This is a genomic window from Paraburkholderia sediminicola, from assembly GCF_046027355.1.
GTDB lineage: Bacteria > Pseudomonadota > Gammaproteobacteria > Burkholderiales > Burkholderiaceae > Paraburkholderia > Paraburkholderia sediminicola_B.
On record NZ_JAQQEK010000002.1, the window covers coordinates 281,081 to 302,738 of the forward strand.

18 protein-coding genes and 1 pseudogene are annotated in these 21,658 nt (G+C 64.1%); 6 read left to right on the forward strand and 13 right to left on the reverse strand.

From position 1 onward, the window contains the following. Positions 1-4 precede the first annotated feature (4 nt). From PQR42_RS04515 to PQR42_RS04540, 6 genes are read right to left on the reverse strand one after another with little or no spacing between them, the layout of a single operon-like run. Positions 5-1,132 carry an NAD(P)/FAD-dependent oxidoreductase gene (locus PQR42_RS04515; RefSeq protein WP_408205041.1) on the reverse strand — a complete coding sequence of 376 codons (1,128 nt, stop codon included), beginning with the start codon at positions 1,130-1,132 and terminating at the stop codon, positions 5-7. Beyond that, positions 1,125-2,558 (reverse strand): FAD/NAD(P)-dependent oxidoreductase, encoded by a 1,434-nt coding sequence (locus tag PQR42_RS04520; RefSeq protein ID WP_408382700.1) that lies wholly within the window; start codon positions 2,556-2,558, stop codon positions 1,125-1,127. The genes PQR42_RS04515 and PQR42_RS04520 overlap by 8 nt, the downstream gene beginning before the upstream one ends. Then, positions 2,555-2,953: a (2Fe-2S)-binding protein gene (locus PQR42_RS04525; RefSeq protein ID WP_408382702.1), complete on the reverse strand. Its 399-nt coding sequence runs from the start codon at positions 2,951-2,953 to the stop codon at positions 2,555-2,557. The genes PQR42_RS04520 and PQR42_RS04525 overlap by 4 nt, the downstream gene beginning before the upstream one ends. Further along, positions 2,953-3,747, reverse strand: a complete 795-nt coding sequence (locus tag PQR42_RS04530) for an ABC transporter permease (RefSeq protein ID WP_408382704.1) — start codon at positions 3,745-3,747, stop codon at positions 2,953-2,955. The genes PQR42_RS04525 and PQR42_RS04530 overlap by 1 nt, the downstream gene beginning before the upstream one ends. 39 nt (positions 3,748-3,786) lie before the next feature. Continuing rightward, entirely contained in the window at positions 3,787-4,701 is a 915-nt protein-coding gene (locus PQR42_RS04535) for an ABC transporter permease (protein WP_408382706.1), read from the reverse strand. Beyond that, on the reverse strand, positions 4,694-5,785 hold the full coding sequence (locus PQR42_RS04540) for an ABC transporter ATP-binding protein (RefSeq protein WP_408205046.1): 1,092 nt from the start codon (positions 5,783-5,785) through the stop codon (positions 4,694-4,696). Before PQR42_RS04540 ends, PQR42_RS04535 begins: the two co-directional genes overlap by 8 nt. On the opposite strand from PQR42_RS04540, the gene PQR42_RS04545 reads away from it, so the two are divergent. Both PQR42_RS04545 and PQR42_RS04550 read left to right on the forward strand, forming a co-directional pair. After that, the gene (locus tag PQR42_RS04545; RefSeq protein ID WP_408382708.1) at positions 5,784-6,041 is read left to right on the forward strand and encodes a hypothetical protein; all 258 of its coding nucleotides are present in this window, start codon (positions 5,784-5,786) and stop codon (positions 6,039-6,041) included. The genes PQR42_RS04540 and PQR42_RS04545 overlap by 2 nt on opposite strands. Before the next feature lie 47 nt (positions 6,042-6,088). Beyond that, positions 6,089-6,970 (forward strand): IclR family transcriptional regulator, encoded by an 882-nt coding sequence (locus tag PQR42_RS04550; protein ID WP_408205047.1) that lies wholly within the window; start codon positions 6,089-6,091, stop codon positions 6,968-6,970. A 61-nt stretch (positions 6,971-7,031) separates the two neighbouring features. Here PQR42_RS04550 and PQR42_RS04555 read toward each other — a convergent pair whose 3' ends face one another. The 7 genes from PQR42_RS04555 to PQR42_RS04585 all read right to left on the reverse strand — a co-directional run bounded on the left by PQR42_RS04555 (position 7,032) and on the right by PQR42_RS04585 (position 15,052). Beyond that, the gene (locus PQR42_RS04555) at positions 7,032-8,612 is read right to left on the reverse strand and encodes an OprD family outer membrane porin (RefSeq protein ID WP_408205048.1); all 1,581 of its coding nucleotides are present in this window, start codon (positions 8,610-8,612) and stop codon (positions 7,032-7,034) included. Between the two features lie 174 nt (positions 8,613-8,786). Next, on the reverse strand, positions 8,787-9,812 hold the full coding sequence (locus PQR42_RS04560; RefSeq protein WP_408382710.1) for an ABC transporter ATP-binding protein: 1,026 nt from the start codon (positions 9,810-9,812) through the stop codon (positions 8,787-8,789). Beyond that, positions 9,809-10,807 (reverse strand): ABC transporter ATP-binding protein, encoded by a 999-nt coding sequence (locus PQR42_RS04565; RefSeq protein ID WP_408205050.1) that lies wholly within the window; start codon positions 10,805-10,807, stop codon positions 9,809-9,811. Before PQR42_RS04565 ends, PQR42_RS04560 begins: the two co-directional genes overlap by 4 nt. Before the next feature lies 1 nt (position 10,808). Beyond that, positions 10,809-11,723, reverse strand: a complete 915-nt coding sequence (locus PQR42_RS04570) for an ABC transporter permease (RefSeq protein ID WP_408205051.1) — start codon at positions 11,721-11,723, stop codon at positions 10,809-10,811. Between the two features lie 3 nt (positions 11,724-11,726). Further along, positions 11,727-12,665: an ABC transporter permease subunit gene (locus PQR42_RS04575; RefSeq protein ID WP_408205052.1), complete on the reverse strand. Its 939-nt coding sequence runs from the start codon at positions 12,663-12,665 to the stop codon at positions 11,727-11,729. A gap of 16 nt (positions 12,666-12,681) precedes the next feature. Beyond that, positions 12,682-14,298, reverse strand: coding sequence for a peptide ABC transporter substrate-binding protein (locus PQR42_RS04580; RefSeq protein WP_408205053.1), 1,617 nt, complete (start codon positions 14,296-14,298; stop codon positions 12,682-12,684). Positions 14,299-14,479: 181 nt separating this feature from the next. After that, a complete protein-coding gene (locus PQR42_RS04585) occupies positions 14,480-15,052 on the reverse strand; it encodes a cupin domain-containing protein (RefSeq protein ID WP_408205054.1) in 573 nt (190 codons plus the stop codon). A gap of 932 nt (positions 15,053-15,984) precedes the next feature. Between PQR42_RS04585 and PQR42_RS04590 the strand changes: the two genes are divergently transcribed. From PQR42_RS04590 to PQR42_RS04605, 4 genes and pseudogenes are all read left to right on the forward strand, one after another. Beyond that, entirely contained in the window at positions 15,985-17,526 is a 1,542-nt protein-coding gene (locus tag PQR42_RS04590) for a peptide MFS transporter (protein ID WP_408383025.1), read from the forward strand. Between the two features lie 214 nt (positions 17,527-17,740). Beyond that, a complete protein-coding gene (pdxR, locus tag PQR42_RS04595; protein ID WP_408382712.1) occupies positions 17,741-19,219 on the forward strand; it encodes a MocR-like pyridoxine biosynthesis transcription factor PdxR in 1,479 nt (492 codons plus the stop codon). Positions 19,220-19,278: 59 nt separating this feature from the next. Continuing rightward, positions 19,279-20,621, forward strand: a pseudogene (locus PQR42_RS04600) (5'-nucleotidase C-terminal domain-containing protein); the annotation flags it as partial. Continuing rightward, entirely contained in the window at positions 20,618-21,364 is a 747-nt protein-coding gene (locus PQR42_RS04605; RefSeq protein ID WP_408382713.1) for a tetratricopeptide repeat protein, read from the forward strand. The pseudogene PQR42_RS04600 and the gene PQR42_RS04605, both read left to right, overlap by 4 nt. Positions 21,365-21,658: the final 294 nt, after the last annotated feature.

Here is a 21,658-nt window from a genome sequence, read left to right on the forward strand (position 1 = left end):
AGACTTAAGCGACCGGCGAGGTCGCGACGGCAGCAAAGCGGCCAATCGAAAAAGCGTCGAGTGGCGTGGCGGTGGCGCCGTCGACGACGAGGTCGGCGAGTACTTCACCGACGCCCGGCGCGAGCAGGAAGCCGCCGCCCGAAAAACCGAATGCATGCAACAGACGCGGCACGGTACGGCTCGCACCGATGATCGGATTGCTGTCGGGCGTTTCGCCTTCCACGCCGCTCCAGGTGCGGATCAGCAGCGCCTCGCGCAAGGCGGGCAGCAGCGCGCACGCGTCGCGCATCACGGCGCGCGTGGTTTCCGTCGACGGTTGGCCGTATTCGCCGTCGCCGTGCCCGCGTCCGCCGCCGATCACGCAATTGCCGCGCGCCACTTGCCGTGCGTAGATGCCGCCGCCATACACGCCCAGGTTGTGCGTGATGAAGAGCGGCAGCGGTTCGGTGACCCACATGTTCGGGTAGATCGGTTTCATCGGCGCGGTCTCGCCGAAGTAACCCGCCACCGTATTCGCCCACGCGCCCGCGGAATTGATGAGCCAGTCGGCGCTGATGCGCAGGTCGCCGGCGCGCAGTTGAAAGCGCGTGCCGTCGTGATGAATGTCGGTGAGTTCGGTTTGCTCGCGCACGTCCGCGCCCGCGGCCCGCGCGGCGCGCGCGAATGCGGGCGACACCAGCCGCGGATTTGCATGACCGTCCGTCGCGCACAGCGAGCCGCCGACGGCCGCCGGCCCGAGCCACGGGTAGCGTTGGCGGAACGCCGCGCCGCTGATCAGTTGTGCGTGCAGTCCATGGTCGCGCGCCATATCGGCCCAGGTTTGCAGCGCGGCAAGATCGCTTTCGCTGCGAGCGAGGCGCAAATGTCCCGACACCGTGAATTCGCCGTCGATGCCGAGCAACTCCGGCAAGCGGTCCCAGATACGCCGCGCGCGGATCGCGAGCGGCATCTGTTCGACGGGGCGTCCCTGGCAGCGCACGCCGCCGTAGTTCACGCCGCTCGCCTGCGCGCCGCAATAGCGCCGCTCGAACAGGCCCACGCGCAAGCCGCGCTTCGCCAACGCCAGCGCAGCCGATGAACCCACCAGCCCGCCGCCCGCGATCGCGACGTCGTAGTGCAATGTGTCACTCATCGCGCGCCTCCACGGGGATTTCAGCGACGTCGTCGGCAACCATCTCCGGCGAGAGCGGAATCGGTTTGACGGGCGGTTGGCTGCGCAAGCGGCCCACCGCGTCGAGCGGTTTGCCGGTTTCCTCGGCGAGCAGGGTCAGCGCGGCTTCGCCGCACATGCGTCCCTGGCAGCGGCCCATGCCGACACGCGTGAGCGCCTTCAGCCGGTTGATCTCATTCGCTTCGCCGCCACGGATGCAGCGTCGCAACGTGCCCGCGTCGACCTCTTCGCAACGGCACACGGTCATGTCGTCGGGCCATTGCGACGCGCATTTGGCCGGCGGCGCGAAGGCTGTTTCGATGCCCTCGCGAAATACCGCGATACGTTTCAGACTGCGCTCGATCGAAGCCGCGTCGGGCATACCCGGACCGCGTGGATGCGCGATGCCAAGGTCGTCGAGCAAGGCGAGCGCGGCGCGGCGTCCGGCCAGTTCGGCGGCGTCCGCGCCGGCGATGCCCGCGCCGTCGCCGGCAAGATAGAGGCCGCGCACGGAACCGCGTCCCGCCGGGTCCACTTCAGGCAGCCAGCAACGATTGGTCGCGTCGAAACGGAAACGGCAGCCCGCGAGATCGGCGAGTTGCGTTTCGGGTTTCAGGCCGAAGCTCACGCCGACCGCGTCGCATGCAATGGTTTCGGTCGGCGCACCTTCACGCGACGCGCGCCATTCGAGCGCTTCCACACCCTCCACGCCGCGAATGCCGACCAGCGTCACGTCGCGCTCGATCCGCACGCCATGCGTTTTCAGCCAGCCGACGTAATACAGGCCTTTCGCGAAAGTGGACGGCAGGCGCGCGAGTTTCGGCGCCGCGGCGACCTGCTGCGAGAATGGGCTCGTGTCGAGCACGGCCATGACTTGCGCGCCGGCTTTCACGTACTGGTACGCCACCAGATACAACAGCGGTCCGGTGCCGGCCAGCACGACGCGCCGGCCGATCGCGCAGCCTTGCGCCTTCAGGGCGACCTGGGCCGCGCCGAGCGTGTAGACGCCGGGCAGCGTCCAGCCTGGCACCGGCAGCACGCGGTCGGTCGCGCCGCTGGCGATGATCAGATGCGAGAACGGCACGCGCAGCTCGCGTCCCGCATGCAAGGTATCGAGGCGGCCCGCTTCGCAGGCCCACGCGAGCGTGTCGGGGCGATAGTCGAGATGAGGCAGCAGCGCCGCCATGGTCGAATGCAAGGCCTCGGCCTTGTGCGCTTCGAAACCGTAGAGCGTTTTTTTCGAGCGTTCGAAGCCGCCGTTCGCCGGCGGTTGACGATAAATCTGGCCGCCCCAGCGTGCGTTTTCATCGATCACGATCGGCTTCACGCCAGCCGCGACCAGCGTCTCGGCAGCACGTACGCCCGCCGGCCCGGCGCCGACGATCACGATGCGGCGTTCGTCGCTCATTGGGCGTCTCCGGTTTCACCCGCCGCGTCGGCACCGGCTTCCGCAGCAGCGAGCCGAGTGAGCACGCGCATGCCTTCGGTCACGAGCGTCGAGCACGCGCGCACGCGCTTGCCGTCTTCGGTGCGCATCCAGCAGTCCTGGCATGCGCCGATCAGACAGAAGCCCGCACGCGGCGAGCCGCTGAATTCGCTTTCGCGCACGCGGCGTTGCTGCATCAGTACAGCCGTCAGCAGCGTATCGCCTTGCAGCGCGGCGACTTCCTGGCCGTCGAGAAAAAAGTGCAGCGCTTCGCGCCGCGTTTCCGCCACGCGGATGAATTGCGGCTCGCGGCGCGGCGCGGGAGCGTGAGTAGGCGGCAAGGTGGACGGCATGAGAGCGTGGTCGGAGGAAGACATCAGTGCTGGCCGATCAGAATGCGGTTCAGACCATACACGCGGTCGAGCAGCAGCATCGCGCCACCGGTGATGAAGATCACCAGCGCGGAGACGGACGCCATCATCGGATCGATCGATTCGGTCGCGTACATGTACATGCGCACCGGCAGCGTGACGGTTTGCGGCGAGGTGACGAAGATCGACATCGTCAATTCGTCGAAGCTGTTGATGAAGGCCAGCAGCCAGCCGCCGGTGATGCCCGGCAAAATCATCGGGAAGGTGATGCGGCGAAACGTGGTCCACGGATCGGCGCCGAGTGAGTGCGCGGCATGCTCGATGCTGCGGTCGAGGCCGCTCACCGAAGCCAGCACGAGCCGCATCACGAACGGCGTGATGATGATCATGTGCGCGAGCACGAGCCACGCGAACGAGCCGGTCGCGCCGATCAGCGCGAAGAAGCGCAGCAGCGCGATGCCGAGGACGAGGCCGGGAATCACGAGCGGCGACAGCAACAGGCCGTTAAGGAAGCTGCGGCCCGGAAAGCGTGCGCGGCCGATGGCGAGGGCGGCGGGCAGCGCCACGATCAGCGACAGCGTCGCCGAAGCGAACGCCAGTTTCAGGCTGTTAAAAAACGCGCTGATGAAATCCGGGTAATTGAGGATCGCGCGGAACCAGCGCAGCGAGACGCCGTGCGTGGGCAACGTGAGCGTTTCGTCGGGTGTGAAGGCGACCAGCACGACGATCACGAGCGGCGCGAGCACGAACGCGATCACGAGCGTGTGGAAGATCAGCGCGATGGGGCCGTTTTTTCTCATGATGTTTTCACTGAGTGAGCCAATGTGTGAGCCGATGAATTAGCCGAGGCTTCTGGTGTACCTGCGTTCCAGAACCCGGTAGTACGTGAGCATCACGATCAGATTCGCGACCAGCAAAAGGAGCGCGATGGTCGCGCCGAGCGGCCAGTTCAGCGAGCCGAGGAATTCGTCGTAGACCGCAGTGGCGGCGACCTTCAGGCGTCGTCCGCCGAGCAGGCCGGGGATCGCGAAGGCGCTCGCCGACAAACCGAACACCATCAGGCTGCCCGACAGAATGCCCGGCGTCAGTTGCGGCAAGACGATGCGGCGCAGCGTGGTCGCCGGCGACGCCATCAGCGACAGCGCGGCGTTTTCCGTTTGCGGGTCGAGCTTCTGCAATGCCGTCCACACCGGAATCACCATGAACGGCAGCATCACGTGCACAAGTGCAATGACGATCGCGAAGGTGGTGTACTCGAGTTTGTACGGCCCGAGTCCGACCAGACCGAACGCCTGGTTTACGAGGCCGTTGGTGTTGAGCAGCATGCTCCAGCCGAACGCCCGCACCACCACCGAAACGAGCAGCGGCGCGAGAATCACCAGCAGGAACATCGAGCGATACGGATCGCGCATGCGCGACAGGACATACGCTTCCGGCGTGCCGATCACGATGCACAGCAGCGTCACCAGAAACGCAATGCCGAAGGTGCGCAGAAAGATGGTGTGGTAATACGACGAGCTCAGCACTTCCGCGTAATTGCCGAACTGGAACGCAGCGATCGGGCCGCTGGCCGGATCGAAGCGATAGAAGGTCAGCACCAGCGTCATCAGAAGCGGCACCAGCACGAGCGCCACGAACAGCAGAAAAGCCGGCGCGCACATCAGCCAGAGCGGCAAAAACGCATGGAAGGGCGCGCGGCGGGCGTGGCCGGATTTCATGTCGCGGTCGTCGGCGGCGGGCAGCGTGCTAGCCATGATGCGCGTCCCGTTGAATGAAGCGGATCGCCTCGCTGTTCCAGTCGACGCCGACCGTCGCGCCTTCGGCAAGCGGCTCCGTGCCTTCGTTCTGGCAGCACACCAGCACTTCGCCGAGCCGGCTGTCCAATCGGTACAGCCATTGGCTGCCGAGGAAGAAGCGGCTTGTCACCGTGGCCGGCACACGTCCCGCGTTCGGTGCGCACAGGCGCAGCTTTTCCGGGCGGATGCACAAGGTCACCGCGTCGCCGACGCCGACCACGCGCTCGCGCGCCGGCAACTGCGCCGTGTGTCCCGTCTCGGCGAGATCGTGGCCGAGGTCGATGCGGATCGCGTCGCCGTCGCGTGCCACCACGGTGCCGGGCAGCATGTTGGCCTTGCCGATGAACTGCGAGACGAAGCGATTTTCCGGGCGCTCATACGCTTCGTACGGCGTGTCGATCTGCGTGATGCGGCCGGCTTCCATCACCACCACGCGATCGCTGATCGACAGCGCTTCGGATTGATCGTGCGTCACCATGATGGTGGTCGTGCCGATCTTGCGTTGAATGCCGCGCAGTTCGAACTGCATGTCTTCGCGCAGCTTGGCGTCGAGATTGGACATCGGTTCGTCGAGCAGCAGCACCGGCGGCGCGATCACGATGGCGCGGGCAATCGCCACACGTTGACGCTGACCGCCGGAGAGTTCACGCGGAAAGCGGTGCGCGAGCGTGTCGAGGCGCACCAGCGACAGCGCTTCGCGGATGCGCTCCTTGCGCTCGGCCTTGTCGATGTTGCGCATCTCCAGCCCGAAGCCGACGTTGTCGGCGACGCTCATGTGCGGAAACAGCGCGTAGCTCTGGAACACGATGCCGAGGCCGCGCTTGTTCGGTTTCATGTGCGTGATGTCGCGGCCGTCGAGCGTGATGCGTCCGCGGGTCGTCTCGACGAAGCCCGCGATCATCTGCAAGGTGGTGGTCTTGCCGCAGCCGGACGGCCCGAGCAACGAAACGAACTCGCCTTTTTCCACCGACAGGTTCACGTCGGCGACTGCTTGCAGATCGCCGAACGATTTCGTTACGTCCGTGAGTGTGAGGAACGACATGATCTGGCCTTTGGATGGTTCGACACCGGTTCAATCGACTACTGCCTCGATGACGCCGACTCTAGCTAGCCAAATTACCGTCAGTCAATTTCAAATTCCGTTTGCCGGTATAAGAATAGAAAAAATTCCATTTGGCGGAAGATATTCCATGGAACCGATGGCAAGTGTTCCGCTGCATGATGTCCGGAAAATCCCTATGAATCATTGGCGCAACGTCTTCATTTGCGAAATCTGTCAGGATTCCACTTGCGGATAAAACACTTTATAGTGTTCCGATCAGTGAAATAATCATGGGCCATTAAGATGAATGCTGCCGCCAAACGAGATACCGACTCAGCCGCCGCCGACGAGGCGGGCGGCGCGCCTGGCCCCGGCATGCTGGAACGCGCGTTCGCGGTAATCCGCGCATTGTCCGAAGCGCAGCCCGACGGCGGACGCGTCACGCGTCTCGCTAAAGCAGTCGGGCTGACGCAGGGCACCGTGCACCGCATCCTGCATGCGTTGATCGCGGAGGGCATCGTCGAACAGGATGAGAACTCCAAGCTGTACCGGCTGAGCGTCGATTTCTTTGCGCTCGCGGCGCAGGCCGGCAATCCGAGCGGCATGCGCACGCTGTGCCGTCCCGCGCTGCTGCGCTTGTGCGCGAGTCTCGGCGACACGATCTTTCTGCTCGTCAAAAGCAGTTTCGACGCAGTGTGCCTCGACATCTGCGAAGGGCCGTTTCCGATCCGCTCGTTCACCGGCGATATCGGCGGGCGCGTGGCGTTGGGTGTCGGGCAGGGCAGTCTGGCGATTCTCGCGTTTTTGCCCGAGGCGGAGCGCGAGGAGATCATCCGCTTCAACGTGCCGCGCATTCGCGGCTACGGCGTGCTCGACGAAGTGTATTTGCGCACCGAGATCGAACGCGTGCGCCAGTTGGGTTACGCGGGGCGCAATAGCGGCGTGCTCGACGGCATGGCGGGCGTGGCGGTGCCGATTCTAGATCGCACCGGCGTGGCGGTGGCGGCATTGAGTGTCGGCACGCTGGCCGCGCGTCTCGGCGACGACCGCCTGCCGATGGTGGTCGAATTGCTGCGGCGGCAGGCCGATGCGATCGGCCCGCAAACCAATCCGTTCGATGTCGCGTTGCGCCGGCCAATGCACGGCTTGTCGCGCGCGATGACGACTGAACGGATCACGGGCTGAGCGCAAGCGCGATCACCGAGGCGGCGCGCAAACCGCGCCGCCCCGAATCACCTGGAAGCGCTTAGAACACCTTTACTGGCACATTCACCACCAGCCGGTATTCCATGTTGTTGCCATCCGAGTAGTGGTACTGGCTGTTGTGCCACATCGCGATGAACGTGATCTTCGTGTCCTTGAAGCGTCCGCTTTGCAGCGTGTAGCTCGGAATGAAGCCGAACTCGTGGTGATGGCCATGCACCGGTTCACCGTTCTTCCAGTACAGATCATGCAGCGGCGCCGAAGGCGAGGCATTCTCCGCCGCGCCCGCCGATGCATCCGCGCCCCAGCCGTATTGCCCCCAGAACATTGCTTTGAGCCCCGGCACGCCGGCGTATTTGCCGTCGAACGTATAGCGCAATTGGAGCGACTGCTCGTGCGGCGCGTTGTAGTCTACGTCCATCGAGTTGGTCAGGTAGATACCGTTGGTCTCGTTGACGTAGTCGAAGAACTGGTCGCCGAGCACCTGCTGGTAGCCGAGCAGCAGTGCATGCGGGCCGTGCTGCGCGGAGACCGACACGCTGTAGGCATTGCTGTTGATGTGCCCCTGACGCGACGCGCCGGTGTCGTGCGTCGAGTAGATGTTCGCGAGGCCGCTCCACTTGATGGTGGTCGGATCGCCGAACGACTGCGCGACCGAGCCGTAGTACTGACGCCAGACGTCGTCGGCCTGATCGACATACAGGGCCATCTCGCCGTTCTTCGCGTAGTGCCACGTGCCACCCACATAAGTGAGGCGATCGATACGCGTGCCGCCGTACGAGGTGGTGAGATTGCTCAGGTTCGTGTGACCGCGCGCGTCGACTTTGGTGAAGCTGCCGGCCTGGAGCTCGGTGTGCGCGAGATCGTTGCTGACCATCGAGACGCCGAGGAAGGTCGGCGGCAGCGCGCGATTGTCGTGCGGTTCGAGGAACGGGTTGGTGACGATCTGCAAACCGTACTTCACGACCGTTTCCGAAATGCGTCCCTTGATGTCGTACATGCCGGGGTAAGCCCACGCGAGCTGCTCCGAACCGCCGCCGTCCTTGCCCACGTGCACCATGTTGCCCGCGCCGTTGCCGCCGTCGAGCTTGAGCGCGCCGAACAGCGAGGCATCGACGCCGAAGCCGACCAGCCCTTGCGTGTAGCCGGATTCATAGTTGGCCTGCACGCCCTGGACCCACGCGTGACGGTAGATCGTGTTGGGCGCCTGGAAGTAATCGGAGTAGTTGCGAAACTGCAGATTCAGATGACTGTCGGCGATGAATCCCTTGCTCGCCGCCTGGCTCGACAGCGGCGCGGGCGGCGTGACCGTCTGACTGGCTTCGGCGTTGACGATGGCGTTGGTGGTGTCGGGCTGGTCGTTGCGCACCTGGCCGCCTTGCTCCGCGCGTCGCTTGCCGGACGTATCGTTTTGCTGCGTCGGCGTGGTTTGCGCGAGTTGCGCGGGGGACGACAACGTTTGCGCGAGCGTTTGAGTTTTAGACGCCTCGGAGGTGGGCTCCGTGACGCCGTCGTCGGCATACGCGTTAGCGGCGAGTGTCAGTGCGGGAAGCGTGAATGCGCAGTAAAAGAACGTTGCTGCTCCGGTTTTTTTTGACCGGTTTTTTGATCGGTTATCTTTCATTGAGTACGTCTCTGATTATTGTGGTGAATCTTTGGCTGGCGGTTAGCCAGTCCACGCTTATCGTTCCTCCCGCGGTTGGCAGGACGAACGAATCCAACGGCGCGACGGCCCGCCGCGCCGGGAATACGGTTTTAACTTCTCAGGTTCTTTGCTTTAGCGATGCCCCGAGGGCATTTATTTCGCGGTGTCTCCCACGCGAATACAAGCGACGCGTGTCGCCTTGGCGCCATGCGTGATGGGCTGCGGAATCTCCTTCGCGCAGGCTTCAATCGCATCCGGGCAGCGCGTGCGAAACGCGCAACCGGAAGGCGGACTGAGCGGCGAGGCAATCTCGCCGCGCAACAGCAGATGACGGCGCGCGCGCTCCACGACCGGATCGGGCACCGGCACGGCCGAGAGCAACGCCCGCGTATACGGATGGCGGGGCGTGCCGTACACCTCGCGCTTGTCGCCGAACTCCATCACACGTCCCAGATACATCACCAGCACGCGGTGGCTGATTGCTTTGACGACGGCCAGATCATGCGCGACGAATAGCAAGGAGAGCGACAGTTCGCGTTGCAGATCGCGCAACAGATTGACGATCTGCGCCTGGATCGACACGTCGAGCGCGGACACCGGCTCGTCGCAGATCACCAGTTGCGGTTCGCCGATCAGCGCGCGCGCAATGCCGACGCGCTGACACTGGCCGCCGGAAAACTCGTGCGGATAACGGCGCAGATGCTGCGCGTTCAGGCCGACGCGTTCGAGCATGGTCAGCACGCGCCGCTGCACGTCGGCACGCGCGACGTCCTGACCGTGCGTCATCAACGGCTCGGCGACGATCTGTTCGATCGTCATGCGCGGGTCGAGCGAGGCGAGCGGGTCCTGGAAAATCATCTGCACGTCGCGACGCAAACGCGAGGTATCGCGGCGCGCGCCCGGCAGCACGGTTTCGTCGCCGAGCCAGCGTACGCTGCCGCTCGCCACCGGCGCGAGTCCGATGATTGCGCGCGCGAGCGTCGACTTGCCGCAACCCGATTCGCCGACGAGGCCCACGGTTTCGCCGCGCCGCACGTTGAACGACACGCCGTCCACCGCGCGCAGCGTCGCTTTGCCGGACCACGGAAAGCCGCCGCGCGGCACGCCGAATTGCACCTTGAGATTGTCGACGCGCAAGAGCGTCGCCGCGTCCTGGTTTGCAAGAGGAGTGGTGTTCATACGTGTTGTGCCTCGAGAATTTCCCCGACCGGCCGATGGCACGCGCGCAGCGCGTCGGCGTGGCCAGCGGCAGCGGAAAGGGCCGGCCGCGATTCACGGCAACGGTCGGTGCAATACCCGCAGCGCGGCGCGAACGCGCAGCCCGCGCCGACTTCACCGGGCAGTGGCGGATTGCCCGGAATGGTTTGCAGCGGACGGTCGTCGTCATCGTCGGTCAGACGCGGCAGCGCGTTCAAAAGACCGAGCGTGTACGGATGCGTCGGCGCGGCGAATAGCGCGGCGGCGCTCGCCTGCTCGACGGTCTGGCCGGCGTACATCACCATCACGTCGTCGCACAGGCCGGCCACGACGCCCATGTCGTGCGTGATCAGAATGATCGCCGTGCCGCGTTCGCGATTCAGTTCGCGCAGCAGTTCGATGATCTGCGCCTGCACGGTGACGTCGAGCGCGGTGGTGGGTTCGTCGGCGATCAGGATTTCGGGCTCGGAGAGCAGCGCCATCGCGATCATCACGCGTTGGCGCATGCCGCCGGAAAACTCGTGGGGGTACATGTTAATACGCCGCGCGGCATCGGGAATGCGCACCGATTCGAGCGTTTCGATCGCGCGGCGGCGCGCTTCGCGGCGCGACATCTTGCGATGCAATTGCAGCGTCTCGGTCATCTGCCGTTCGATCGTCAGGAACGGATTGAGCGAGGTCATCGGGTCCTGAAAGATCATGCCGATACGGTCGCCGCGAATCTTGTTCAGCGCCGCTTCGTTCATGGTCAGCAGGTTCTCGCCGCGATAGGTCGCGGCGCCCGACACCTTGCCGTTGCCGGCCAGGAGGCCCAGCAACGCCATCACGGTCTGACTCTTGCCTGAGCCCGATTCACCGACGATGCCGAGCGTGCGGCCCGCCTCGAGCGCAAACGACACGCCTTGCACCGCGTCGACGGGTGCGCCTTCGCGGCGCGTAAAGCGCACGCTGAGGTCTTTGACTTCGAGTAGCGGCATGTCAACGGTCCTTCGGATCGAATGCGTCGCGCAAACCATCGCCGACGAAATTCACGCAATACAGCGTCACGCACAGCATCACGGCCGGGCACAGGAGCAGCCAAGGCATCGATTCGAGCTTCTGCGCGCCGTCCTGAATCAGCACGCCCCAGCTCGTCATCGGCTCCTGCACGCCGAGGCCGAGAAACGACAACACCGATTCCGTCAGCACGATATTCGGCACCGTCACGCTCGCATACACCACGACCACGCCGAACAGATTCGGCACGATGTGACGCGCGATGATCAAACGCGAACTCACGCCGATCGCTTTCGCGGCGTCGATGAATTCGCGCGAGCGCAGCGACAGCGTCTGGCCGCGCACCACGCGCGCCATATCGAGCCACGAAAATGCGCTGATGGTGAGCACGACGAGATAGAAGGCGCGGCCGAACATCGTCATCATCAGGATGGCGATCAGCATGTAGGGAATCGCGTACATCATGTCGACGATGCGCATCATCACCGCGTCGACGCGTCCGCCGAGATAGCCCGCGGTCGCGCCGTACGCGACGCCGATCAACCCCGACACCAGCGTGCCGAGCAGACCGACTTCGAGCGACACGCGCCCGCCTTGCAGCGTGCGCGCGAGCAGATCGCGGCCGAGTTCGTCGGTGCCGAACCAGTGCATGTTCTGCAAAGTGGGCGGCAGGCTGATCGCGCTCCAGTCGCTATCGATCGGGCCGTTCGGCAGCAGCCACGGACCCGCCACGCAGGCGATCACGATCAGCATCAGCACGACGAAGCCGGTAAAAGCGGCACGATTGCGCACGAAGCGCCACGCGGCGGTGGCGAGCGGGCCGCGTGAGCGCGGCGCCTTCGAGATGGCCGCGAGCGGATCGAGCGCCGCGGCAGTCGATTGAATTGAGCGGGGCATGGATCAGTACCGGATGCGCGGATCGAGCCAAGCGTACGCGAGGTCGACCAGCAGATTGAACAGCACGGCGACAGCGGTCGTCAGCACGACGAGGCCGAGCACGAGGGTGTAGTCGCGATTGATCGCGCCGTTGACGACCAGTTGGCCAAGGCCCGGCAGCGCGAACACCGATTCGGTCACCACTGCCGCGGTAATCGACGAGATGCAGATCGAGCCGAGCAGCGACACGACCGGCATCAGCGCGGGCTTCATCGCGTGACGCAAGACGATCGTGCGGCCCGGCAAACCCTTGGCGCGTGCCGTGCGAATGAAGTTGCCCGACAGCACTTCGATCATGCTGCCGCGCATCACGCGGGCAATCGCGGCGACGTTGATGATGGTGAGCAGGACGATCGGCAGCACGCGATAGCGCCACTCGCCGTCGCCCCAGCCGCCGGCCGGCAGCCAGCCATGTCCTTCCGAGGTCTTCAGCAGGATCGCGAAGATCCACACGAGCACCGGGCCCAGCACGAAGGGCGGCACCACGTTGCCGATATTGCCGAGCACCATCACGAAGTGATCGACGAAACGGTCGCGCCGCACCGCGGCCACCGTGCCGAGCGCGACGCCGATCACGAGCGCGATCGGCACCGACACGCCGCCCACGCCGAGACTGACCGGCAGCGCCTTCCACACCAGGTCGTTGACCGACCAGTCGGCGTAGCGGAACGACGGCCCGAGGTCGCCGTGCAGCAGCGAGCCGAGGTAGTGGAGGTACTGCAGCCACAACGGTTCGTCGAGGTGATACTTGGCGTTCAGGTTCGCCAGCACGGCTGCCGAGAGTTGTTTCTCGGTGTCGAACGGGCCGCCCGGGGTGAGATGCAGCAGCAGATAGCACGCGGTGATCACGGCGAGAATCGTCGGGATCGCCCAGAGCGTGCGGCGCAGCGTATAGGCCAGCATGACGGTGCTCCCGCGTTTAGTGCTTGGTGAGATACATGTCTTGCGTGGCGCGCATGTCGAGGTAGTTGGTCGGCTTATAGCCGCCCACGTACGACTTGACCAGCCGGTCGGCCGAATACTGGAAGAGCGATACCACGGGGTAGTCGTTCATGGCCAGATCGTGCGCCTGCGTGAACAACGCGGTGCGCTTCGCGTCGTCGAGTTGCTGGTTGCCTTCGTCGATCAGCTTGTCGACTTGCGGGTTGCAATAGTGCTGGTCGTTCTGCACGCTGTTGCAGCGGATCAGATCGAAAAACGAGTTGGCGTCGTTATAGTCGACGAACCAGCCGTCGCGCGAGGCCTGCACCTTGCCGTCGTGGCGTTGCTTGAGCAGCACCTTGTATTCGACGTTTTCGAGCTTGGCGGTCACGCCGAGCTTGGTGCGCCATTCCGACGTGGCGAACAGCGCGACCTTCTTGTGCAGGTCGTTGGTGTTGTAGGTGAGCGTGAACGTCAGCGGCTTCGCGTCCGAATAGCCCGCGGTCTTCAGCAGGTTGCGCGCGTAGTCGATGCGCTTGGGCATCGGCCAGCTCGTCCACTCCGGCGTGAAGACGCCCGAGCCTTCGGTGCCCTTGGCAATCAGGCCGTACATCGGCACTTCGCCGTCGGCCGTCAGACGCTTGGTCAGCAGGTCGCGGTCCAGCACCATCGCGAGCGCCTGGCGGACGCGCTTGTCCTTGAAGGCCGGGTCGTCGTTGTTCAGGCTGTAGTAGTACGTGGCGATCTGCAGACCGGTTTTCAGTTCGGAACCGAACTGTTTGCTGACTTGCGCATAGACGCCTGACGGAATGGAATACGTGTAGTCGAACTGGCCGGCCTGATACATGCGCATCGCCGTTTCGTCGTTTTCGATCGGCAGGTAGGTCACTTTCGAAATCACGACCTTGCCGTTATTCCAGTACGTCGGGCTTTTGGTGGCCACGAGGCGATTGCTCGGCTGCCAGTCGGTCAGCGCATACGGGCCGTTGCCCACGAAGTTGCCCGGACGGGTCCAGTCGCCGCCGAACTTCGTCACGACCGCGCGATTGACCGGGGTCATCGTCGCCATGGCCGTCAGCTGCGGGAAAAACGTGGCGGGCACCTCGGTGGTGACTTCGAGCGTGTACGGATCGACGGCGCGCACGCCGAGGCTCGTCAACGGCGCCTTGCCGGCGAGAATCGCCTTGGCGTTTTTCACGAATTCGACCAGCACCGTGTATTTCGAACCCGTCTTCGGATCGAGCACGCGTTGCCACGAGTAGACGAAGTCGGCCGCGGTGACCGGCTGGCCGTTGCTCCAGCGCGCATCGTGACGCAGCTTGAAAACCCATGTATTCGGTCCGCTACGCGACCACGATTCCGCGACGCCCGGCACGATCGCGCCGCTCGCGTCCATGCGCGTCAGACCTTCGAACAGGTCGAGGCCGATCGTGTTGCCGGTCCATGATTCGATATGCGCGGGGTCGAGCGATTCGGTTTCGCCCGGCACCTGGCGGGTCATCTCCTGGCTGGCGGCGAGCGTGACGCCAGGCGGCACCGTGACGGCGAATGCGGAAGGGGCAAACGTGAGGACGAGCGCGGCCAGCGCCGTCGTGTAGACGAACGGGGTTTTCATCGGTTGAGATCGCAGGAAAGGTCGAGAGAGAAACGCGCTGGCGCCAGGGCGCCGGTTTAGCTGCGTTGCTCGGGCCAGGGCGGCCCTTGTTGCTCGTGGTGGTAGCGCGACATGCAGGATTCCTTACATTGCGTAATGCAGGCAATCCCTCGCCGGCTTGACCGGATAAGGTGCCTGCTCTTTAGAACAGTCTTGGTGTGCCCACCCAGACGACCACCGACTCGATGCGCGCGGTGTTCACCCAGCTGTGCGGCACCGTCGATTCGTAATGCGCGCTGTCTCCCGCGTGCAACACGAACGTCTTGCCTTCCAGCGTCAACGACACTTCGCCGTCGATCACATAAACAAACTCTTCACCGGCATGCGTGGTGACTTCAGAGCGTTTCTGCCCGGGCGGCATCCTCACGAGGATCGCTTCGAGCTGACGGCCGCCCGTCACGTTGGTCAGCCGCGCAAACAGATTGGCCGAGTCCGCAAAACCGAAAAACTTCAACTGATCGCCCCGGCTCACGCAGCGTTCCTCGCTGGGCGTATCGACGAAATACTGCACCGTGACCCCGAGTGCGTGGGCGATACCGGCCAACGAAGTGATGGACGGTGACGCCAGCCCGCGCTCGACTTGCGACAAAAACGGCTTGGAAATCCCCGCCGCGGTTGCCGTGTCATCCAGCGTGCGCTTGAGCCGTTGGCGCAGCGCGCGGATCTTGCTGCCGATTTCTAGTGCCGGATTGCTTTTTTGAATTGTCGTGACCATAGCAGGAGGAAATTAGCCCGTCAAAATTTGTTTGATATAAGTAAATATGGTTTGATTGCGTCCAGGCCGGGCTTCGGGTCTTTTTAGCCCCGGTGCTGTGAGAGACCACATTTCGAGACAACGCTCTATGTTGCCAGAACCGAATCTAATCCCAGCCAAATTGGCCGGTTATTTCGAGAAATAGGAAACAAACGCGGTAACGGCTGCAGTATTGCCCGCCGCTAACCGCTTTATGCAATATGAGTATCGGGAGGATTAAAGGTATGACACAAAAGACTATTTTCGGCGGCAAGCGCCGGTGCGGCCAAGGCGTATGGCGTGTAAGGACAGGTTATTGACGCGGGATCAGTGAATTCCCTGAGTGACTCAGGATGCTTCTGTTTGCAGAATCAGCCCCGCTTGCGGAAGGGCGCGCGTGTGCACACCACACGCGAATCCGGGCCGCTGTTTATCATTCCGCCCGCAGCGATCCTGCGCGGCGGAGCACTGTCCGGCACGTTCCAACCGAACGGCAGCCGGCGTAAGGACATGACCATCACTGCCGATTTTTCCCGCCGCGGGCTTTCTGCCTGCCGCCGCGTGGCAACGCCGCTCTCTGTCGGCGTCGGAGTTCCCGTTTGTCGCGATGCTTTATCATTGAGCCCGCTCCGCGTGCCGGAGTCCGAGCCCGGTGTGGCGCAGTGTCCCCGAAGGGGACTTCCTGCGAGGCGTTTCGCGAGGCGGGCCTCGATCCCATCCCCTGGTTTATCTGCTGGTTTGGCGCTCTAGCGCGCGGATGAGCGCGCCTACGCGCTGTGCCCGCGCTGTGTCCGCATGGTGGCTATTTGCACCGGTGACGCACACGCTTCGCCAACTGTCTTTCCAGATTCCGTTTCACGCGCCGCGCGGCCCAGTTCGCGCGACGCCGCAACCGTTTGAACAAGAGGTACATGATGCATTCATCCAATCCGCCTGGCGCACGCGTCTCGCAGACCCGTTCGTTTTCGACGGTCTTCCTGATCGAGATGTGGGAGCGCTTCGGCTATTACGGCATGGCCGCGCTGCTCGTGCTGTTCATGATCGACAAGCTGCAATTCACCGACAGCCACGCCACGCTGACATGGGGCGCATTCACGGCGCTGGTGTATGCGTCGCCGTCGATCGGCGGCTGGATCGGCGACAAGATTCTCGGCGCGCGCCGCACGATGATCTTCGGCGCCGGCGTGCTGTCCGTCGGCTATTTCATGCTGGCGCTGCCCAATGACCAGCTCGCCTATATGTACGCGTCGCTCGGCGTGATCGTGGTCGGCAACGGTCTCTTCAAGGCCAACGCCGCGAATCTCGTGCGCCGTATCTATGAAGGCGACGACGCGCGCATCGACAGCGCGTTCACGATCTACTACATGGCGGTCAACATCGGCTCGACGGTGTCGATGCTCGCCACGCCGTGGATCAAGGACCACTGGGGCTGGCATACGGCCTTTGCCGTCTGCTGCGCGGGGATGCTGCTGTCGGTGCTGAACTACTTCATCATGTTCCGCACGCTCGCGCATATCGGCTCCGCGCCGGACGCCGAACCGGTGCGCTGGAAGCGCGTCGGCGCGGTCGCGCTGGGTGGCCTTGCGCTCGGCGCGGCGACCATGTTCGTGCTGCAGCACAAGGCGATCGCGGTGGCCTGCGTGTACACGGCGGGCGTCGCGATTCTGGCGATCTTCGGCTACATGCTGGTGAAGTGCGAACGCTCGGAGCGCTCGGGTCTGGTCGCCGCGCTGATCCTGACCGCGCAAGTGATTCTGTTCTTCGTGTTCTACGTGCAGATGTCGACGTCGCTCACGCTGTTCGCGTTGCGCAACGTCGATCCGCGTTTCATTCTGTTCGGCCAGACGTGGTTCACCTGGAGCGCCGCGCAGTTCCAGGCGCTCAACCCGATCTGGATCATGTTGCTGAGCCCGCTGCTCGCGCTGCTGTATACGAAGCTCGCGAACAGCGGCAAGGACGTGCCGGTTGCGGTGAAGTATGCGTTCGGTTTCGCGGTGGTCGCGGCCGGCTTCTTCGTCTACGCGGCGAGCGGTAACTACGCGGTGAACGGACGCGTCTCGTCGTGGTTCATGGTGGGCGGCTACGGGCTGTATTCGCTCGGCGAGTTGCTGGTGAGCGGTCTGGGACTCGCCATGATCGCGCGCTACGTACCGGCGCGCATGAGCGGTTTCATGATGGGCGCTTACTTCGTGGCGACCGGCGTGTCGCAATATCTGGGCAGCGTGGTCGCGAATTTTGCGCAGATGCCGGCGGGCGATATGGATCCGCTGGAATCGTTGCCGCTTTATACGAAGCTGTTTACCGGCTTGGGCTGGCTCGCGGCAGTGGGTGCTCTGGTGGCGGTTCTGCTGTTGCCGTTGATGCGCAAGCTTTCGCGCGAACATCAGCGTTGCAGCGATGAGGCGCGTGAGAGCGCGCGGCAGACCGCGCCGTTGAATGGGGTGGTGGCGGAGTAATCACACTCCGAGTGACGAACGCGGCGCACGTCATGGCGTGCACCGGCAGGAACTGAAATGGCGCGCCTTGCAATGCACGGTGCGCCATTTTTGTATCGGGAGGCGCCGCGCACCTGCTTGAATGTCCATCGGATAGCACCGGCAGGGGTAAGCTAACGGTTGCCATTGGTCTTTTCAAACAACCGTTTCCCGGCTACTCAAGGTAACCACCCGGATGGAAATCCATATCGCGGTCGAAGGTCATCACGATCTGTCCGGACAGATCTATCGGCAGTTGCGAGCCGGCATTCTCGAAGGGCGTCTCGCGGGCGGCACGCGTCTGCCGTCCACGCGCGATCTCGCCACGCAACTGGGCGTGTCACGCAAGACCACGCTCGACGTGTTCGAGCGGCTGCTCTCCGAAGGCTATCTGAGCGCGCGTGGCGGCTCGGGCACCTTCGTCGCCGACGGCCTGGAGCGTCTGCCAGTGGAGCGCTCCGCGCATGCGCGGGCGGCGGAGTCGTCGCGCGAGCGGGCCAGGGCCAAGGCGAAGGCCGCCGCGCGTGCCCAGCCCCTGTGGGAGGAGATGCCCGAGAGCTTGCCGTTGCCGCGGCCTTCGGTCGCGTCGCCGCAGGACTTCGTCGGCGGCGCGACCGACAAGACGCTGTTTCCCTTCGACGTCTGGCGCCGCTGCGTGAACCACGCGTTGCGTGCACAAGCGCGCGGCCCCGGCATCTATCGCGACACGGCCGGCGAGCAGGAGCTGCGCCTCGCGATCTCGCGCTACCTGGCCTTCAACCGCGCCGTCGCAAGCAACTGGGAAGACGTGATCGTCACGCAAGGCGCGCAGCACGCGCTCGATCTGCTGGCGCGCATCACCTTGCGTGCCGGCGAAGTCGCGGCGATCGAGGACCCCGGATATACGCCGGCGCATGCATGCCTGAAGGCCACCGGCGCGCGCGTGGTGCCCGTGCCGGTGGATGCCGAAGGCCTGATCGTCAGCAAGCTGCCGGACAAGGCGCGGCTCGTCTACGTGACGCCTTCGCACCAGTTTCCTCTCGGCATGCCGATGAGCCTCGAGCGTCGCGTCGAGTTGCTCGAATGGGCGCAGAAACGCGGCGCGGTGATCATCGAGGACGACTACGACTGCGAGTACCGTTTCGAAGGCCGGCCGATGGAGCCGCTGAAAAGCCTCGACCGCGCCGGACTCGTCGCTTACGTCGGCACGTTTTCGAAGACGATCTTTCCGGAACTGCGAGTCGGCTATGTGGTGCCGCCGGCCTCGTTGTACGGTCCGCTCATCAAGGCGCGCCAGATCGGCGACTGGCACGGCTGCACGCTCACGCAAACCGCGCTCGCGTCCTTCATGCTCAATGGCGATTTCGCCAAACATCTGCGGCGCATGCACAAGACCTATGCGGCGCGCCGCGCGATGCTGCTCGATCATCTGCACGGCGGCCTCGCGCCCTGGTTCGAACCGATCGTGCCGACGGCCGGCATCCACATGGCGGCGCGTCTGAAAGCGCCGCTGACGGAAGAAGTCGTGGTGAACGCGGCGCGTGAAGCATCGATCGGCTTGTATGGTCTCGCGCCGTTTCATCTGCGCATGAAGGCGCAGCCGGGCCTGATGTTCGGCTACGGCAGCATCGCGGTCGAGCACATCGACGCCGCGCTCACGAAGCTCGCCGACATCCTGCCGCGGCTCACGCGATAAGCCCGCGATCCGCGCGTGCAGATTACTTATGGCTATCTAATGCCCGGCAAATCAGTGTGGAAAGCGCGTCGAAGTACGTGCCGGAAATGAAGGCGAAGGGCGCGCGGATCATCGTGGCGATGTCGCATGGCGGCCTCGACAACTCGACCTATTCGCCGTCGATGGAAAACGGCAGCTACTATCTGTCCAAAGTGGCCGGCATCGACGCGATGCTGATCGGCCACTCGCACCAGGTTTTCCCCGATAAAAACAGCACGTCACGCAATTCAACCTGCCGGGCGTCGACAAGGTGAAGGGCACCGTCAACGGCGTGCCGACCGTGATGGCGAATTTCTGGGGCAAGCATCTCGGTGTGATCAAGCTCGCGCTGAACTACACGAACGGCACGTGGACGGTGGACCGCAACGCGAGCACCGCGCAAGCCCGCTCGATCCAGAACGCGGATAACAGCTACGTGGCAGTCGATCCGGCGGTCGCATAGGCGATCGCCGCCGAACATGCCGCGACCATCAACTATGTGAAAACGCCGATCGGCACGACCGATTTCCGCATGACCACCTACTTTGCCGATGTGGGCGACGTGTCGGCCATCGAGATCGTCAACCAGGCGCAGGCGGCCTACACGCAGGACTACATCAACGCGAATCTGCCGCGATATGCGGGCATTCCGGTGCCGTCGGTGAGCGCGCCGTTCAAGAGCGGCTTCGGCGGCGGTAACGATTTCACCGACGTCGCGCAAGGCAACGTGGCGATCAACAACGCCGCCGACCTCTACCGCTACCGCTACCTCTACCTCTACCTCTACCTCTACCTGTACCCGAACACGATCTACGCGGTGAAGGTGACGGGCGTTGATCTGAAGGCCTGGCTCGAAACCGCGGCGAAGCGCTTCAACCAGATCGATCCGGCCAACACGGCGGCGCAGGCCCTCGTCAGCACGTATCCCGGCTATAACTTCGACATGATCACGTCGAAGGATTTCAGCTACGAAATCGATGTCACGCAGGCGGTCGGCAGCCGGATTCGCAACCTGAAATATCAGGGCGCGGCGATCTCGGATACGCAGTCATTCATCGTCGCGACCAACAACTATCGCGCGAGCGGTGGCGGAAATTTCCCGGGGCTCGACGGCAGCAAGACGATTTACGCATCGCCGGATGCGAGCCGTGACGTGCTGATCGCCTACATCAAGAAAGCGCAGACGATCAAGGCGGCGAGCAACGGCAGCGATCGAAGCTGGCGGTTCACGAAGGTGGCGACGGCCGGTCCGGTGACCTTCCTGTCGGCGCCGAACCTGACGGCGCTCGCGCAGGCCAACGGCATCGCCAACGTCGCCCAGATCCAGGCCGACGATGGCATCGGCAAGGGTCTCGCGGTTTACTCCGTGAACCTCAACCAATGAACGCGCGCGTCGCTTTGACGCTGGCGGCGGCCGTGGCCATCTGCGCGGGGACGCTTGCCACGGTGGCGGCCACGCGCGTGTCCAACGTGCAGATCGACGACTGGCAGATGCAAGGCACCGCGACGCATGCGGCTAGGCCGCTGTGGCAGTTGCGGCTGACCTCGGCGCTCGGCAACGCGGCGGCGCGCGAAGCGCTCGCGGACGTGCTGGTGAGTTCGCCACAGATCGACGAGCAACGCGAAGGCGTCGAGCTTTACCGTCGACTTGCGCTCGACGGCGCGCCGCGCGCGCAAGCCACGCTCGGGCATCTGCTGTTGCGCGGGCTGCCCGGCGTCGCGCCGGACTACGTGGAAAGCCGCCGTTGGCTGACGCTGGCGGCATCGCATGATTCGCGCGATGCCCAGGCGGCCTACGATCTCGCGACGCTCTATCGCAACGGTTACGGCGTGGCGCGCGACGCCGGCCTGGCGATTCGCTGGCTCGAACAGGCGGCGCAAGCGGGCCTGCCGCCCGCGCAGTTCCAGCTCGCCAACGAGTATCGCTTCGGCGCGACGCTGCCGCACGACGACGCGTTGGCGTTGCAATGGCTCACGCGTGCAGCCAATGCGGAGTTACCCGAGGCCAACCTCGCGCTGGCGATGGCGTATCGCAACGGCGAGCTCGGCATGGCGTGCGACGAAAACGAGTATTGGGCTCACGTGAAGGAAAGCGAACACGATCTCAAACACGTCAGCCGGCAGTAAAAGTGTTTTGACTGTCGCCCGCGATTTTCTGTCGCAGGGCGAGATTGGCCGCCCCCAGCAGCGCTTTTCGCTGCAGGGGGCGTGTTTTTTCCGCCGCGTGAAAGCGCATGGTGAGCGAGCCATGAAGTGTTTTTTGCGATCCTCGAGCGATCCGTCGGCGCTGGCCAAGCGCAGAAAGTGCCGTTATTCATGCATCGAAATGACTTGTAACGGACGTTACGTGTTGGTGTTGCCAGACCCCTCGACGCACGTTTACCCGCTAAAACAAGCATCAAAATGTGTTGCGCAGTCTGC

Coding starts and splice junctions, on each gene's coding strand:
- PQR42_RS04535 (WP_408382706.1), bottom strand. CDS start 4,701: ATGGCTAGCACGCTGCCCGCCGCCGACGACCGCGACATGAAATCCGGC.
- PQR42_RS04530 (WP_408382704.1), bottom strand. CDS start 3,747: ATGAGAAAAAACGGCCCCATCGCGCTGATCTTCCACACGCTCGTGATC.
- PQR42_RS04525 (WP_408382702.1), bottom strand. CDS start 2,953: ATGTCTTCCTCCGACCACGCTCTCATGCCGTCCACCTTGCCGCCTACT.
- PQR42_RS04585 (WP_408205054.1), bottom strand. CDS start 15,052: ATGGTCACGACAATTCAAAAAAGCAATCCGGCACTAGAAATCGGCAGC.
- PQR42_RS04605 (WP_408382713.1), top strand. CDS start 20,618: ATGAACGCGCGCGTCGCTTTGACGCTGGCGGCGGCCGTGGCCATCTGC.
- PQR42_RS04560 (WP_408382710.1), bottom strand. CDS start 9,812: ATGAACACCACTCCTCTTGCAAACCAGGACGCGGCGACGCTCTTGCGC.
- PQR42_RS04575 (WP_408205052.1), bottom strand. CDS start 12,665: ATGCTGGCCTATACGCTGCGCCGCACGCTCTGGGCGATCCCGACGATT.
- PQR42_RS04590 (WP_408383025.1), top strand. CDS start 15,985: ATGCATTCATCCAATCCGCCTGGCGCACGCGTCTCGCAGACCCGTTCG.
- PQR42_RS04565 (WP_408205050.1), bottom strand. CDS start 10,807: ATGCCGCTACTCGAAGTCAAAGACCTCAGCGTGCGCTTTACGCGCCGC.
- PQR42_RS04515 (WP_408205041.1), bottom strand. CDS start 1,132: ATGAGTGACACATTGCACTACGACGTCGCGATCGCGGGCGGCGGGCTG.
- PQR42_RS04540 (WP_408205046.1), bottom strand. CDS start 5,785: ATGTCGTTCCTCACACTCACGGACGTAACGAAATCGTTCGGCGATCTG.
- PQR42_RS04520 (WP_408382700.1), bottom strand. CDS start 2,558: ATGAGCGACGAACGCCGCATCGTGATCGTCGGCGCCGGGCCGGCGGGC.
- PQR42_RS04550 (WP_408205047.1), top strand. CDS start 6,089: ATGAATGCTGCCGCCAAACGAGATACCGACTCAGCCGCCGCCGACGAG.
- PQR42_RS04545 (WP_408382708.1), top strand. CDS start 5,784: ATGATCTGGCCTTTGGATGGTTCGACACCGGTTCAATCGACTACTGCC.
- pdxR (WP_408382712.1), top strand. CDS start 17,741: ATGGAAATCCATATCGCGGTCGAAGGTCATCACGATCTGTCCGGACAG.
- PQR42_RS04580 (WP_408205053.1), bottom strand. CDS start 14,298: ATGAAAACCCCGTTCGTCTACACGACGGCGCTGGCCGCGCTCGTCCTC.
- PQR42_RS04570 (WP_408205051.1), bottom strand. CDS start 11,723: ATGCCCCGCTCAATTCAATCGACTGCCGCGGCGCTCGATCCGCTCGCG.
- PQR42_RS04555 (WP_408205048.1), bottom strand. CDS start 8,612: ATGAAAGATAACCGATCAAAAAACCGGTCAAAAAAAACCGGAGCAGCA.